The sequence below is a fragment of the Curtobacterium sp. MCSS17_016 genome, assembly GCF_003234255.2.
In the GTDB taxonomy this organism is placed as follows: domain Bacteria; phylum Actinomycetota; class Actinomycetes; order Actinomycetales; family Microbacteriaceae; genus Curtobacterium; species Curtobacterium flaccumfaciens.
In genome coordinates this window covers 340,417-355,286 of record NZ_CP126254.1, presented here as the reverse complement: position 1 = coordinate 355,286, position 14,870 = coordinate 340,417, and the positions used below count along the sequence as shown (strand labels likewise).

Genomic DNA, 14,870 nt, shown 5'->3' with positions numbered 1-14,870 from the left:
CAGGAGGGAACTGCGTCTGAGATGGCGAGCCTGCACGGTCCGACCGCTTCCTGCAAGGAGAGGCGGGGTGACGTCGGCGACGAGCGCGCATTCTCGGTGGCTCGAAGTATGCGCTTCTCCACAGCGATTACCTAGCAATGTCTGAACATTCGCTCAAAGCCTGGCAGTTGGCCTGGCTGCCTAGGCGATCCCGGCCTGTGGGCGCATGCTCACCACAGGTTGACCGGCCGCTCTCACCAGCGGACGGGTAGGGAGTTCGGGTCTCCCGTCAGCCGGTGCGGCGCCGGTCCCGGGTAGGACCGGTCGCCCACCCCCGCACTGCACGGCGAAGGGCCCCGCGATCGAGATCGCGGGGCCCTTGCTGGTGCCGGGTGCTACTTGATGACGACCGTGATGGTCGGGCTGGTGCTCGTGGTGAGCTCCGAGGTCCCGGCGAAGACGGCGTGCAGGTTGTGCGTGCCCTTCTTCAGCGGGAGCTTCGTGGTGACCACGCCGTTCTTCACCGTGACGGTGGCGAGGCGCTTCGAGCCCTGGTAGATCCGGGCGGTGCCGTCGACGCTGAAGCCGGTGGCCTTCACCTGGACGGTCGCCTTGCCACCGCTGTACTTGATGGCGGTGCGCGACGGGGCCTTCTCGACGGTGACCGTCATGGCCTTCGCCGTCTTCGAGTTCGTTCCCGAGTAGACCGGGTCCGCGTTGACGAACGAGGCCGTGACCGCGTGCTTGCCGATGGCGAGCGTCTTCGGCAGCGTCATGCTGGCCGCGCCGTCCTTGACCGGGGCGGTGCCGAGGACCTTGCTGCCGTCCTTGAACGTCACGGTGCCCTGCTGGGTACCGATGCCACCGGCGATGGTCGCGGTGACCGTGGCCGGCTTGGCGGTGCCGTAGGTCTGCTCGGCGGCCGACGCGGTGAGCGTGGTGGTCGTCGTCGGCAGCGTGGCGTGCAGGTTGAACTTGTCGACCGTCGAACCGATCGCAGCCGGGTCGGCCGTCGCCGTCGGCTGGAGGGTCACACCGCAGCTGTCCACCTTGCCGTGCTGCACCGCCGAGTTGAGCGTGGTGCAGTCGCTGGCCCGGATGTCCTGGACGGTGAGCTTGGCGTCGGTGACCGAGACCTTCACGAACGTGCGGACGTGCTCCTGGTTCTCGACCGAGTTGGCCCAGTGACGCTCACCCTTGGGGTCGAGCGGGTCCGCTCCGTAGCCGCTCTGCGTGGCGTCCGGGGTGGTGAGGTCGTAGTACTTCGAGCCGGAGGCCGAGTTCGCCGTCATGTAGATGACGCCGCCGGGGCCGGAGAAGACGTCGGGAGCAGCGGGCTGCTCGTTGACGTTGGCCTTCTTGCCGTTCTTGATCGCGTAGCTGCGCGAGTAGGAGTGGTCGTGGCCCTGCAGGACCAGGTCGACACCCATGTCCGAGAACGAACGCGTGAAGTCGAACCGGCGCTGCTGGTTGTCCTTGTCGTTCGCGTGGTCGGCCGGCGAGTAGATCGAGTGGTGGTAGACCAGCGTCGTCCACTTCGCGTCGTCGCCGTAGCGGTTGATGACGTCTCGCACGTAGTTCACGTGGGCAGCGTCCGAACCGGCAGCGTAGGCGTTCGAGTTGATGTCGATGAACAGGACGCCCTTGTACATGTACCAGTAGTCGCCACCCGAGTTCGCGGTGGTGTTGCCGCCCGGGTAGAAGTCCGGCACCTTGAGGGAGTTCGGCACCTGGTTGTGCTGCTCGTAGGCCTTGCCGCCCACGTCGTGGTTGCCGATGGTCGAGGCCCACGGGTAGCGCTTCAGCACGTCGCTGCTGTCCGCGAACGCGCCCCACTCGTACTCGTTGTTGGCGTGCTCGACCTGGTCGCCACCGGAGACCAGGAGCTCGGCGTCCGGCTCGGTCGACGTGGCGTACTTGAGCGTGTCCGCCCAGCCGGCACCGTCGTCGTCCGTGAAGCCGGACGAACCGATTTGCGGGTCACCGAAGAACAGGAAGTCGAAGTCGCCGGAGAAGCTCTTCGTGGTGAAGGTGTACGACGCGGACCAGGCCGAGCCGTCCGCCGCACCGACGTGGTACGTGTACGAGGTGTTCGGCTCGAGGGCCGAGATCGTCGCGTGCGCGTTGATGTAGCCCGATTCGGCGGCGATGCCCGGGATGCTCTTGGTGTTCGAGTCGGTCGCGCTCGAGTCGGCTGCGGTGTTCGCGGCCTCCGAGGCGGCGACCGTCTGCTTGGCGTCCGTGAAGACGCCGTCCGTCATGGACGCGGTCTTCTGGATCTCGAGCGACTGCGCGACGTTCGTGGGGAAGTACCACGAGGCGATGCGCTGGCTCTCGGTCGCGCCGACGCCGAGCAGGATGTGGATCGGGCCACCGGTCGAGATGTTGGTGGTGGGGGTGTTCGTCGCGGCGGTGGCGGCGTTCGTGCCGACCATCGAGGCACCGGCGATGAGCGCGGCCCCGAGGACGGCTCCGCAGACGCGGAGGGTGGTGGTTCTGCGCCGGGTAGTGGCGCCGGACAGGAGACTCATGTTGGTCCGTTTCTCAGACGTGGGATGGTGCAGCACGGAAGACTCTGCATGCACTGCAAAACGTCTTGGTAAACGCTGAGTGACGGTTCGTCGCTGTTCAGGAACGAACGCGACTCGTCAGCGGGTCCGAGGCGAGCGTCAGCCCGCCGCGAGCCGCTCGACGAACCAGATCATCCCCATCACGAACACACCGGCGGTCACGGCGCCCGTCACCCAGAGCGACACCCGGTGCGCCTTCCGCCGCAGCAGCGAGAGCGGCGGGAACACGATGACGATGATCGCGAGCTGCACGGCTTCGATGCCGACGTTGAAGATGAGGAGCGAGACGAGCAGCTGCCACGAGAACGCCTCGTGGATGCCGAGGGCCCCGGCGAACCCGAGCCCGTGGATGAGCCCGAAGGCGAAGACGACGGCCAGGCGGGTCCACCCGGCGCGGTCGAGCGAGAAGTGTCCGTGCTCGCCGACCACCAGTTCGTCGGCCCGCGATCGACGACGCCAGAGCCGCCACAGGTACCAGCCGGCGACGGCGGCGATGGACAGGGCGATGAGCGGCTCGACCACGATCGCGGGCGGGCTCACCACACCGAGGGCGGCGAGGATGAACGTGATCGAGTGGGCGATCGTGAACGCGGACGCCGTGTAGACGACCTCGCGCAGGCGACGCGATCCGGCGATGAGCGCCACGAGGAACAGGATGTGGTCGATCCCGGTGAGCAGGTGCTCGGCGCCGAGCCGGAAGAACTCCCAGAAGCGCTCACCCGCGGACTGCTCGGTCGAGAACGTGCGCTGCGAGGCGTCGAGGGTGGCCGAACCCGTCCGGTCGTCGACGTCGTAGGTGACGATCGTCTTGGTGTCGCGCACGAAGGTCTCGTCGTCGGGGAAGAGCTCCGACGACACCACGTGCCCGGACTGCGTCTCCGACGGTTCCGGGCAGGTGAAGTCCGCGGTCACGTGGGCGTACGGCACCTCGTCCTGCAGGTCGACGGTGACCGTGTCGTCGAGCGTGCCCGTGCAGACCTGCCCGCCGGCTCCGGTCACCCGGAACCGGTCGAACAGGTACTTCCCGATCGCGTCGGTGTGCGCCTCGGCAGCCGTCACCATCCCCGGGAAGTCCCCGTCGTCCCAGGCCTGCTGCCCCTGCTCGTGCAGCGCGTCGTCGTGCTCGCTCGTGGCCACCGACACGAGCATCAGGTCGTACTCGAGCCCGAGCTTCGCCTGCACGACCGTCGGCTTCGTGGACGTGACGTCGGCGTAGACCACCGAGCTGAAGCCGTGCGCCGACGCCGGCGCCGCGCCCGCCAGCACGCCGATCACGACCACCCCGAGCAGCACGAGCGCGGCGACGACCCGTGCGACGAGCGCGAACAGGGGGAGGGAGCGGGCAGGGCGGGCGCGCAGGAGCGCGGCGGTGGTTCCGGAGGGCACGCGCAGACGATCCGGCCCGCAGACGACCGGCAGGTGAACAACCGGTGACCAGCAACGGGACGGCGGTTGGACAGGTCCCCGGACCGGCCCGGAGCGGCCGTCGGGCGTGCTTGCATGGTGCCGTGATCCGCCCCGCCACCCGGACGACCTCCCTGTTGACCGCCGTCGCCCTCGCCGCGGCCGGCACCGCTCTGCTGGCCGGCTGCTCCGGGGCGTCGAACGGCACCACCGGCGGCACCGGCCCGACGGCGACCGCGTCGGCGCACGCCTCGGCCGGGGTCCTGGGCACCGGGTTCTCCGACCCCGACCAGCCGCCGGCGCCCGAGGCAACCATCCACCCCGAGCCCGGTTCGTGGTCCGGGGTGCACGCCCCCGCCGGCTACGACGTCGTGCTGCTCTCCGACGCGGGTGACGCCGCCGACGCTCCGACCCGGACCCTGCTCGACGCCGTCGAGTCGTGGGCCGCGGACGAGGACGTCACCGTCACCCCGGTCTCGGCGAAGGACGCGGACGACCGCATCGCCGCGGTCCTGCGCGCCGTCGACGCCGAGCCCGACCTGGTCATCACCGTCGGCAACCACATGGTCGACCCGCTCGCGGCCGTCTCGCCGACCGCGCTCCACCAGCAGTTCCTGGTCGTCGGTGCCGAGATCGCCGAGCCGACGTCGAACGTCACGGCGGCGGACTGGACGGGCGGCGGGTTCCGCGGCGAGGGCCTCGGGCCGTCGAGCCACTACGACCCGGAGACCTTCACCGAGGACCGCGCGGCCCGTGGCCTGCGCGCTGGCCTCGCCGCCGTGCTCCACGACCTGCGCGGCATCGTCGTCTGGGTGCCCTGACCGGGCGCTCCCCCGCTACGCGGTCTCCGGCTCCAGCACGCGCGCTCGCACCTGCGCCGCTGCGCCGAGTGCCACGGCGTCGGACCCGAGCGTCGACTGCGCGAGCCGGATCGTCGCCCCGCTGACGGGTGGTTCCGCGGCGATCGCCGCCGTGATGGCCGGTTCGAGCAGGTCCCAGGACCGTGCGATCCCGCCGCCGATCAGGACGGTGGTGACGTCGAGGATCCCCGCGGTCAGCAGTGCGGCCCGCGCCAGGCCCCACCCCGCCGTGGCGAAGACGGCGGCCGCGTCGGCGTCCCCACCGCGTGCGGCGACGGCGACGTCCCGTGCCGAGAGCATCCGCCCGGAGCGTTCGGCGTAGCGGTCGGCGATGCCGCGCGCGCCCGCGATGGTCTCCAGGTGCCCGGTCTGCCCGCAGGTGCACCGGGCGTCGCCGAAGCCGGGGACGTGGCCGATCTCACCCGCGGCACCGCGCGGGCCGGCGAAGAGCTGTCCGTCGAGCACGAGCGCGCCGCCGACACCGGTGCCGAGGGTCATGCCGAGCACGTCGGACTCCCCCACGACCGCACCGGTGGCGATCTCGCCGAGCAGGAACGCGTTCACGTCGTTGTCCAGGGTTGCGGGGACGCCGAGGGCGTCCGTCACCGCGCGGGTCACGCCGTACCCGGCCCAACCGGTGAACGAGTTGCCGGTGACCAGGACGGTCCCCGTGGTCCGGTCGACGACGCCGGCCGCGCCCACCCCGACACCCGCCAAGGAGGCCCGGTGCGTCTCGAGCAGACCCGTCACGGCCCCGAGTGCGGCCGTCACGATCGCCGCCCCGCCCGCGTGGGCGGGCGTCGGCAGGTCGAGGCGGTCGATGACCTCGAGGTCGGGCGTCGTCAGGACGACCTTCGTGTTGGTGCCGCCGACGTCCACCCCGGCCAGGACCCGGGTCACGCGGTCACCGCCGCGAGCGAGGCGAGGCGCTCCGTCCGACGCTGCCGTTGCAGCACGGGGTCGGGCACCGGTACCGCGGCGAGCAGGCGCCTGGTGTAGTCGGTGGTGGGGTGCAGCAGCGTCGTGCCGGTGGTGCCCTGCTCCTCGACGATGCCCTGGCGCATCACGACGACGCGCTCGGCGAAGTGCTGCACGACGGCCAGGTCGTGCGAGACGAACAGGCACGCGAAGCCGAGGTCGTCCTGCAGCTCGCCGAGGACCTCGAGCACGGTCTCCTGCACGCTGACGTCGAGCGCCGAGGTGGGTTCGTCGGCGACGAGCAACCGCGGTTCGAGCACCAGCGCCCGGGCGAGCGAGACCCGCTGGCGCTGCCCTCCGGACAGCTCGCGGGGGGCACGGGACGCCAGGGTCCGCGGCAGTCGGACGGCGTCGAGCACCTCGTCGATGCGACGACGACGATCGGCCGAGGACATCCCGCGACGGTGCACGGCGAGGGGCTCCGCGATGCACTCGGCCACCGACATCCGGGCGTCGAGGGACGCCACCGGGTCCTGCAGCACGACGCCGATGCCGGAGCGGAGTGCGCGGCGGTCACGGCCCTTCGCGGTCCGCAGGTCCTGCCCGAACAGCGACACCGTGCCGGACGTCGGCTTGATGAGCCCGAGCGCCACGCGGGCCGCGGTCGACTTGCCGGAGCCGGACTCGCCGACCAGGCCGACGGTCTCGCCGGCGTGCACCGCGATGTCGATGCCCGCGAGCGCGTGGACGGCGCGCGCCCCGCGCCCGAACGTCACCGAGACGTCCCGCAGGTCGACCACCGGGGCCGCACCGGGCCTCCCGGCCGGCTCGGTCTCCGCGTCGGTGACGGGAGCCGCCGGACGGTCCCCCGCCACGTCGAGCCGCGGCACCGCGGCGAGCAACCGCTTGGTGTACTCGCGCTCGGGGCGGAGGAGGACGTCCTCGACCCCACCGGTCTCGACGATCTCGCCCTGGAGCATGACCGCGACCCGGTCGGCGAAGTCCGCGACGACACCCATGTTGTGCGTGACGAGCAGCACGCCGGTACCGGTCTCGACGGCGAGCGCACGGAGGAGCTCGAGGATCTCGGCCTGCACGGTCACGTCGAGGGCCGTGGTCGGCTCGTCCGCGATGAGCAGCTTCGGCGCGTTCGCGATCGCCATCGCGATGACCACGCGTTGGCGCTGCCCGCCCGACAGCTGGAACGGGAACGACCGGGTACGTGACTCGGGGTCGGGGATGCCGACGCGACGGAGCAGGTCGACGGCCTCGGCCGCGGCGGCGGACGCGGAGACGTCACGGTGGTTCCGGATCACCTCGGCGATCTGGGCACCGACGCGGGTGAGCGGGTCGAGGGCGGTCGCGGGCTCCTGGAAGACCATCGAGACGGTCGAGCCGCGCAGGGCCCGGAGCGCGGGTTCGGCGGCGCCGACGACCTCGTGTCCGGCGACGACGGCGCTGCCCGAGGCCGTCGCGTTGCCGGAGAGCAGGCCCATCGCCGCGAGGGCGACCGTCGACTTGCCGGAGCCGGACTCGCCGACCAGGGCGAGGGTCTCGCCGGGGGCGACCGACAGGGACACCCCCCGCACGGCGTCGACGGTGCCGGACTCGGTGCTGAAGGAGACGCCGAGGTCGTTCGTCCGCAGGATCGGTTCGTTGGTCATCAGCGGCCCCGCACGTCGAAGGCGTCCCGCAGTCCGTCGCCCACCGCGTTGAACGCGCAGACGACCAGGATCACGGCCAGACCCGGCGGCACGATGAGCCACCAGCGTCCGGAGTAGGCGGCGGTGAGACCCGCCGAGAGCATGCCGCCCCAGTCCGTCGCGGGCGGCTGCACACCGAGCCCGAGGTACGAGACGTAGGCGACCAGCAGGATCGCGTCGGCGACCTGGAACGTCGCCGCGACGACGATCGTCGACACCGAGTTCGGCAGCAGGTGCTTGCCGATCGCGCGGGCGTGCGAGCCGCCGATCGCGCGCAGGGTCAGGACGTAGTCGCGGTTCTTGAGCGTCAGGGTCTCGGCGCGGATCAGGCGGGACGGCACGAGCCACGACACCAGGCCGAGGATGACGATGAGGCCGCCGACGCCGGGGTTGGTGATCGCCGAGATGACGAGCAGGATGAACAGCGCCGGGATCGCGATGCCGGCGTCGACGACGCGCATCATCAGCGCGTCGACCCAGCCGCCGACGTACCCGGCGACGGAACCCCACAGGGTGCCGACGACGGTGGCCAGGACCCCGGCGGCGATGCCCACCATCAGGGAGACCTTGCCGCCGTACATCAGGCGGCCGAGGACGTCGTGGCCGACGGCGTCGGTGCCGAGCCAGTGCGCGGCGCTCGGACCCTGGTTGGCCTGCTCGAGCAGCGTGTGGGTCTGGTCGGTCGGGTACACGAACGGGCCGACGAAGCAGAAAAGCACGATGACGACGATCAGGGCGAGGCCGATCACGGCGAGGGTGTTGCCCCGGAAGCGTCGGGCGGCGAGCCGGAACCCGGTGGCCGCGACGGTGACGGGGGCGCCCGGGGCTTCGGGGGCCATCTGGACGGCGGTCATGCGCGGCTCGCCTTCACTCTGGGGTCGATCAAGGACTGTGCGACGTCGGCGAGCAGGGTGCCGATGACGGTCGCGATGGAGATGACGAGCACGCAGCCGAGCAGCGTCGGGTAGTCGGAGGACTGCGCGGCGTTCCAGAACAGCAGCCCCATGCCGGGGTAGTTGAACAGCTGCTCGGTCACCAGCGCGCCGCCGAACAGCACCGGCAGGTAGTACCCGAGCATCGCGACGACCGGGGTCAGCGAGTTCCGGAACACGTGCCGTCGCAGGATCGTCGCGGTCGAGGCGCCGCCGGCACGGGCGGTGCGGACGTAGTCCTCCTGCAGGTTCTCGAGCGTCGAGGCGCGCATGTACCGACTGAACACCGCGATCATCGCGAGGGCTCCGGTGACCACGGGCAGCACGAGTCCGGCGGGGTCCTGGAACACCTCGGCCAGGGTGGTGCCGCTCGGCGCCTGGGACGGCAGCCACGGCAGCTGCTGGCTGAAGACGATGATCAGGACGAGGCCCAGGAAGAACGCCGGCGTCGAGTAGAAGACGAAGGCCAGGGCGGTGGCGGCGTAGTCGACCGCACCGTTGCGGCGGGCCGCCTGGAGCATCCCGACCGGGATCGCGACGACGAGTCCGAGCACCGCGGAGATGCCGGTGAGCACGAGGGTCTTCGGCAGGCGCTCGGCGATGAGCTGCGAGACCGGCTCGTTGAGCGTGTACGAGGTGCCGAGGTCGCCGGTCAGCAGACGACCGAGGAACCGAAGGTACTGCACGGGCAGCGGCTGGTCGAGCCCCTGCGCCTGGTTGAACTGGGCGATCTGCGTGGGGGTCGCGGAGACGCCGAGCACGCCGCGGGCGGGGCCGCCGGGCAGCGCGTGCAGCAGGCAGAACACCACGACGGTGACGATGAGGATCACCGCGAGCGCCTGCAGGACGCGCCTGGTGAGGTAGAGAGCTGTGGTCATGCGGCTTCCGATGGTCGGATTGGAGACGTGCGAGGGACGGGAGGCGCGGTGCGCGTCGGACGCGCACCGCGCCTCCCGTCCGTGGTCACGGTCTTACTTGGTCCACTTCCACTGGGCCGGGTGGAAGTTGGCGAGCGAGTCCTGGTCGAAGCCGGACAGGCCCTTCTTGACGACCGAGATCTGGTAGTCGGGGCTCGGCAGCCAGATCACCGGCAGGTCCTTCGCGACCGCGGCGCTGTAGTCCTGCACGGCGGTGGCGTCGGTCGAGGTGGTGGTCGCGTCGATCAGGGAGTCGATCTCCTTGTTGGAGTAGCTGCCGAAGTTCGCCGAACCGCCGGTCTGGAACAGCGACTCACCGGTCGGGTAGGCCGGGAAGTACCAGCTGCCCGCGGTGCCGAAGAACGACAGGTCCCAGTCGCAGCTGGCCTCGTCCGAGGTGCAGGTCGGGGTCTGCGACAGCACGCTCGACACCGGCGCGGTCTTGATGGTGAAGTCGATGCCGGTCTTCGCGAGCGAGGACTGGATCGCGCTCATCATGTTGTCGGTCACGGTCGAACCGGACTGCGACAGCACCTGCATCGAGAACTTCGTGCCCTCCTTGACACCCTCGCCGCACTGGCTGGCGGACGTGCCCGGGTCGGTGCAGACCATCGTGCTGCCCTGCTCCTCCCAACCGTGGCTGGTCAGCAGGTCCTTGGCCTTCGAGGTGCTGAACGGGTACGGGTTCGACTTCTGCACGTCGGAGACGTAGTCGGACTCCTGTGCCTGCGGGATCGGACCGTAGGTCGAGGTGGCGGTGCCGTTGAAGACCACCTTCGACAGCGACGTCTGGTCGATCGACATCTGGACGGCCTGACGGGCGTACAGCTGCTTGAAGACGGCGCCCATGTCGGGGTTGTTGAAGTTGTACGGCATGTACGTGATGGCCCAGCCGGTCCAGGGCTCGACCTCGTAGCCCTTCCCGGTGAAGGACGACTTCTGGTCCATGTCGGTGGCGTTGATGTAGCCGTAGTCGACCTCGCCCGAGCGGACGGCGTTCACCTCGGCGTCGGCCGTGGTGAAGGGCAGCAGGTTCACCGTCGTGATCGACGGCTTCTCACCGCCGTCGTACTTCTTGTTCGCCGTCAGGGTGACCTTGCCGGCGGTGGTGAAGGTCTTGACGCCGTAGGGGCCGGAGATGGTCTTCCACAGGTCGTCGGTGGCGTAGTCGGAGATCTTGCCTGCGGCGGTGTTGAGGTACTTCCACACCTGCTTCGCGCCGGCGGTGGTCTCGTCGGCGTCGGTCACCTTCGCGGTCGCGCTGGTCTTGTCCCAGGCGTGCTGGGGCAGCGGGATGATGTGGCTCAGCTGGTTGGCGAGCATCCAGTCCGAGTTGTAGGCCTTGTCGAACGTGATGGTGAAGTGCGTGTCGTCGACGGCCTTGAACGAGGTCCAGTTGTCCGGCGCCTTGCCCTTGGAGTACGAGCCCCACTGGTCCTTGTTCGCCTTGATCAGGTTGAACCAGAACCCGACGTCGCGGCTCGTGATCGCCTCGCCGTCCGACCAGTGCCGGTCGCCGAGCGTCATGGTCACGCTCTTGCCGTCGTCGGCGAACTTCGCGTCGGTGGCGACGGAGCCGGCCTTGTTCCACGCGATCTTGCCGGTGGAGCCGTCGTAGGCGACGAGCGGCTCGTACAGCGACTGGGCGATGGAGCCGTTGTTCGTGTTGAGGTGCGCGGCGGTGCCGATCGGCAGGATCCAGTTCGGCGTGAAGTTGGCGGGGAGCGCGTAGTCGATCTCGTCGGTCGATCCCTGCGAGGCGTTGCCGCCTCCGGAACAGCCGGCGAGCAGCGCGCTCACGGCGATCGCAGCTCCGGTGAGGAGCGCCCAGCGACGGGGCTTGGACATGCGGTGTCTCCTTGTGCGAGGGACTTCGGGGAGGTGGAGCACGGGTGCCGAGCGGCACGAGGACAGTCAAGGACCAAAGCGATTGGAAAAACAAACATCTCGATGTAAAAACTGCGTTACTGCGGAACGGACGAAAGGGTGGACCGCTCGATCCGCCCCGTAGGCTCGCGGCAGAACGGACCACCGACCGGTGTTCCGCTCCCGTTCCGCCCGGATTGGAGAAAGTCGTGGCCGATCTCAGCGCCCGCGTCCTCGAGCTCGTCGCCTCGGGGCAGGCCGCCAGCCGGACCGAGATCGCGAAGGTGCTCGGAGCCGCCCCGTCGACCGTCTCGCACGTCGTCGGCCAGCTCCTGGAGCACGGGATCCTCGCCGAGGAAGGCACCGACGTCTCGACCGGCGGTCGCCCCCGCAAGGTGCTCCGCATCGGCGGCGTCGACGAGTACGCGGTCGCCGCGGACGTCGGTGGCGGGCACGCGCGCATCGGCGTGGTCCTGCCTGGAGGCGCACTCGAGTCGGTCGCGAACGTCCCGTTCGCGCTCTCCGACGGTCCGACCGCCGGGCTCCAGCGCCTGGCCGCGCTGCTCGAGCGGCTCGCCGACGACCGTGGCCGCGAAGGGCTGCGGGGCGTCGGGCTCAGCCTGCCCGGGCCCGTCGACGTCGTCGCCGGGGTCGTGGACCTGCCGAGCCGGATGCCGGGGTGGAACGGGTTCCCCGTGGCCGCGTGGCTGAGCGACCGGTTCGGCCTGCCGGCGATCGTCGACAACGACGCGAACTGCATGGCGGCGGGTGAGCAGACCGTCCAGGATCCCGCTCGACGCCAGACCATCACGATCAAGGCCGGCTCGGCGATCGGCGCGGGCATCGTCATCGACGGTCGGCTCTACCGGGGGTCGACCGGTGCGGCCGGGGACATCACGCACGTGCGGATCGACGCCGCCGGGGACACCCCGTGCTCGTGCGGCAACACCGGCTGCCTGGAGACGGTGGCGTCCGGTGCCGCCCTGGTCCGGATCCTGTCGAACGCGGGGGTCGACGTCGCCTCGACCGCCGACGTCGTCCGGCTCGCCTCGGACGCACACCCCGAGGCCACCCGTGCCGTGCGGATGGCGGGCAAGTACCTGGGCGAGGTGCTCGCCGCCAACGTGAACTTCTTCAACCCGGACGCCGTCTACCTGGGCGGCATCCTGTCGACCCTCGACCCGTTCATCGCCGCCGTGCGGAGCCAGCTCTACGAGAGCTGCCACCCGTTGATGACCCAGCACCTGGCCATCGAGCCGGTGTCGCTCGGTGCCGATGCCGGGCTCGTCGGCGCCGGCCAGTTCGCCCTGCAGCGGGGTCTCGCCGCCTCGCTCGAGGAGCTCTCCGCGCCCATCCCCCAGTCCACCACCAGGAACAGGAGCGTCCGTGTCTGAGACCGGTCCCGTCACCCCCGCCGCCCCCGCCAGCACCGCTGGTGCCCGTCGCCCGGTCATCGCCATCGCCGGGCTCGCCATCGAGACGTCGACGTTCACGCCGACCCGGACCCACGCCCCCGCGTTCCACCCGGACCGCGGGGATGAAGCCGTCGCGCGGTACCCGTTCCTGGCGACCATGGCCGACCGGGCGGACTTCCGCGGGGCGCTCATCGGGCACGCGCTGCCCGGCGGGATCGTCGACCGGGCGTCGTACGAAGCCCTGGCCGACGAGATCGTCGAGCGGTTGGGTGCGATGGGTCCGGTCGACGGGCTCTGGTACGACATCCACGGCGCGATGGTGGTCGAGGGGCTCGACGACGCCGAGACGGACCTGCTCGGTCGAATCCGCGCGGTCGTCGGCCCCGACGTCGTCGTGTCCGCGTCGATGGACCTGCACGGCAACGTCACGCGCGAGCTCGCCCACCAGGTCGACCTCGTCACCTGCTACCGGATGGCCCCGCACGAGGACACCCTCGAGACGAAGGAGCGTGCCGTCCGGAACCTCGTCGACGTGCTCACCGAACGACCCGTCGGTGCGCAGCGACCCGTGAAGGCCTGGATCCCGATCCCCGTCCTGCTGCCCGGCGAGCAGACCTCGACCCGCCTCGAGCCGGCGAAGTCCCTGTACGCGCAGGTCCCGCTCGTCGAGCAGACCGAGGGTGTGCTCGACGCCGCGATCTGGGTCGGGTACGCCTGGGCCGACCAGCCCCGCGACCAGGCCGTCACCGTCGTCACCGGGTGGGACGAGGCCGCCGTCGCCGCCGGTGCCGAGCGGCTCGCCCGGGCGTTCTGGGACGTCCGCGAGGACTTCGTGTTCGTCGCCCCAACCGGCACGTTCGAGGAGTGCCTCGACGCCGCGCTCGCCCTGGGCGCAGCGAAGCCGTACTTCGTCTCGGACTCGGGCGACAACCCCACGGCGGGCGGCTCCGGGGACATGACCTGGGGCCTGAAGCAGGTGCTCGCCCGCCCGGAGTTCCAGGACCCGTCCGGCCCGACCGTCATCTACGCGAGCGTGCCCGGACCGGCCGCGGTCGCCGCGGCGGTGGACGCCGGCGTCGGTGCGACGATCACCGTGACCGCCGGTGCGTCGGTGGACCACGTGCATGCCGGCCCGATCACGATGACCGGGCGGGTGCACGCGATCAAGCACGGTGACCGGGACGCCGAGACCGAGGTCGTGCTGCAGGTCGGCAGCGTCTTCGCGATCCTGACGAAGCTGCGGAAGCCGTACCACCACGAGCACGACTTCACCGACCTCGACCTGGCGCCGCGGCAGGCGGACGTCGTCATCGTGAAGATCGGGTACCTCGAACCGGAGCTGTTCGACATGTCCGCTGACTGGATGCTCGCGCTCACCCCGGGCGGTGTCGACCAGGACCTGCTGCGCCTCGGGCACCACAGGATCGAGCGGCCGATGTTCCCCTACGATCGAGTGTTCCCGACGGCACCGGACCTCCGCGCCCGCATCGTCCCCGCCTCCAACGAACCGCTCGGAGCCCCTGCATGAGCACCACCGCCGCACTCGAGATCGCCGTCACCTCTCCGGCGGGTGCGATCACCGCGCGGGACGGCGGCGCCGACCGCGTCGAACTCTGCGTCGGACTCGAGCTCGGCGGACTCACCCCCTCGCAGGCACTGGTCGAGACGACCCACGAGACCGGGATCCCGGCGCACGCGCTGGTCCGCTGCCGCCCGGGCGGGTTCGTGCACTCCCCCGACGAGGTCGAGCTCATGGTGCGCGAGGTCCGCACGGTCCTGCGCTCCGGGGCCGCCGGTGTCGTGGTCGGTGCCCTGCGCCCCGACCGGACCCTGGACGAGGACGCCCTCCGCCGCTTCGTGGACGCCGCCCGCTCGGTCAGCGCCACCGCCGAGGTCACCCTGCACCGCGCGATCGACCACGCGACCGACCCCGTCGCCGCAGCCGGGTCGCTCGCGGCGCTCGGCTTCACCCGCGTCCTGACCTCGGGTGCCGCCCCCACCGCGGTCACCGGCGCCGAGACGATCGCCCGCATGGTCGAGGCCGCCGGGCCCGTGCAGGTGATGGCCGGCGCCGGGGTCACCCCCGCCGACGTCCGCGCACTGCTCGCCACCGGTGCCGCCGCCGTGCACCTGTCGGCCAAGCGTCCGGCCGCGGACAGCACGCACACCGGGGTGCCGATGGGCGCCGGGGACGACGGCTCCGCGCACTTCGTCACCGACGCCGAGGTCGTCGCGGCCGCACGGCGCGCGCTCGACGCCTGACCCGCTCGCCGTCACACGGGAATGGCGGCCGTCGGAACCCGCTT

General features: G+C 70.9%; 11 protein-coding genes. 4 read left to right on the top strand and 7 right to left on the bottom strand.

What is annotated here, in order from left to right; genetic code table 11:
- Positions 1 to 374 precede the first annotated feature (374 nt).
- On the bottom strand, positions 375 to 2,510 hold the full coding sequence (locus DEJ19_RS01760; protein WP_111233180.1) for an Ig-like domain repeat protein: 2,136 nt from the start codon (positions 2,508 to 2,510) through the stop codon (positions 375 to 377).
- Positions 2,511 to 2,648: 138 nt separating this feature from the next.
- Positions 2,649 to 3,935 (bottom strand): HupE/UreJ family protein, encoded by a 1,287-nt coding sequence (locus tag DEJ19_RS01755; protein WP_111233181.1) that lies wholly within the window; start codon positions 3,933 to 3,935, stop codon positions 2,649 to 2,651.
- Between the two features lie 122 nt (positions 3,936 to 4,057).
- On the opposite strand from DEJ19_RS01755, the gene DEJ19_RS01750 reads away from it, so the two are divergent.
- The gene (locus DEJ19_RS01750; protein WP_111233182.1) at positions 4,058 to 4,774 is read left to right on the top strand and encodes a type 1 periplasmic-binding domain-containing protein; all 717 of its coding nucleotides are present in this window, start codon (positions 4,058 to 4,060) and stop codon (positions 4,772 to 4,774) included.
- A 15-nt stretch (positions 4,775 to 4,789) separates the two neighbouring features.
- Here the strand turns inward: DEJ19_RS01750 and DEJ19_RS01745 are convergent, their stop codons facing one another.
- The 5 genes from DEJ19_RS01745 to DEJ19_RS01725 form a co-directional block, all read right to left on the bottom strand.
- On the bottom strand, positions 4,790 to 5,713 hold the full coding sequence (locus DEJ19_RS01745; protein ID WP_111094388.1) for an ROK family protein: 924 nt from the start codon (positions 5,711 to 5,713) through the stop codon (positions 4,790 to 4,792).
- Positions 5,710 to 7,395 (bottom strand): dipeptide ABC transporter ATP-binding protein, encoded by a 1,686-nt coding sequence (locus DEJ19_RS01740; RefSeq protein WP_111233183.1) that lies wholly within the window; start codon positions 7,393 to 7,395, stop codon positions 5,710 to 5,712. The genes DEJ19_RS01745 and DEJ19_RS01740 overlap by 4 nt, the downstream gene beginning before the upstream one ends.
- The gene (locus DEJ19_RS01735) at positions 7,395 to 8,288 is read right to left on the bottom strand and encodes an ABC transporter permease (protein WP_027467217.1); all 894 of its coding nucleotides are present in this window, start codon (positions 8,286 to 8,288) and stop codon (positions 7,395 to 7,397) included. Before DEJ19_RS01735 ends, DEJ19_RS01740 begins: the two co-directional genes overlap by 1 nt.
- The gene (locus tag DEJ19_RS01730) at positions 8,285 to 9,244 is read right to left on the bottom strand and encodes an ABC transporter permease (RefSeq protein WP_027467218.1); all 960 of its coding nucleotides are present in this window, start codon (positions 9,242 to 9,244) and stop codon (positions 8,285 to 8,287) included. The genes DEJ19_RS01735 and DEJ19_RS01730 overlap by 4 nt, the downstream gene beginning before the upstream one ends.
- A 93-nt stretch (positions 9,245 to 9,337) precedes the next feature.
- Positions 9,338 to 11,131 carry a peptide ABC transporter substrate-binding protein gene (locus DEJ19_RS01725; protein ID WP_111233184.1) on the bottom strand — a complete coding sequence of 598 codons (1,794 nt, stop codon included), beginning with the start codon at positions 11,129 to 11,131 and terminating at the stop codon, positions 9,338 to 9,340.
- Positions 11,132 to 11,358: 227 nt separating this feature from the next.
- Between DEJ19_RS01725 and DEJ19_RS01720 the strand changes: the two genes are divergently transcribed.
- Genes DEJ19_RS01720 through DEJ19_RS01710 form a run of 3 tightly spaced genes read left to right on the top strand, consistent with a single transcriptional unit; the run spans position 11,359 to position 14,826 of the window.
- On the top strand, positions 11,359 to 12,543 hold the full coding sequence (locus tag DEJ19_RS01720; RefSeq protein ID WP_083404204.1) for an ROK family protein: 1,185 nt from the start codon (positions 11,359 to 11,361) through the stop codon (positions 12,541 to 12,543).
- Positions 12,536 to 14,092: a M81 family metallopeptidase gene (locus tag DEJ19_RS01715; protein ID WP_111233185.1), complete on the top strand. Its 1,557-nt coding sequence runs from the start codon at positions 12,536 to 12,538 to the stop codon at positions 14,090 to 14,092. Before DEJ19_RS01720 ends, DEJ19_RS01715 begins: the two co-directional genes overlap by 8 nt.
- Positions 14,089 to 14,826, top strand: a complete 738-nt coding sequence (locus tag DEJ19_RS01710) for a copper homeostasis protein CutC (RefSeq protein WP_111233186.1) — start codon at positions 14,089 to 14,091, stop codon at positions 14,824 to 14,826. Before DEJ19_RS01715 ends, DEJ19_RS01710 begins: the two co-directional genes overlap by 4 nt.
- The last annotated feature ends 44 nt before the right edge of the window (positions 14,827 to 14,870 follow it).

Coding starts and splice junctions, on each gene's coding strand:
- DEJ19_RS01760 (WP_111233180.1), bottom strand. CDS start 2,510: ATGAGTCTCCTGTCCGGCGCCACTACCCGGCGCAGAACCACCACCCTC.
- DEJ19_RS01740 (WP_111233183.1), bottom strand. CDS start 7,395: ATGACCAACGAACCGATCCTGCGGACGAACGACCTCGGCGTCTCCTTC.
- DEJ19_RS01735 (WP_027467217.1), bottom strand. CDS start 8,288: ATGACCGCCGTCCAGATGGCCCCCGAAGCCCCGGGCGCCCCCGTCACC.
- DEJ19_RS01730 (WP_027467218.1), bottom strand. CDS start 9,244: ATGACCACAGCTCTCTACCTCACCAGGCGCGTCCTGCAGGCGCTCGCG.
- DEJ19_RS01725 (WP_111233184.1), bottom strand. CDS start 11,131: ATGTCCAAGCCCCGTCGCTGGGCGCTCCTCACCGGAGCTGCGATCGCC.
- DEJ19_RS01710 (WP_111233186.1), top strand. CDS start 14,089: ATGAGCACCACCGCCGCACTCGAGATCGCCGTCACCTCTCCGGCGGGT.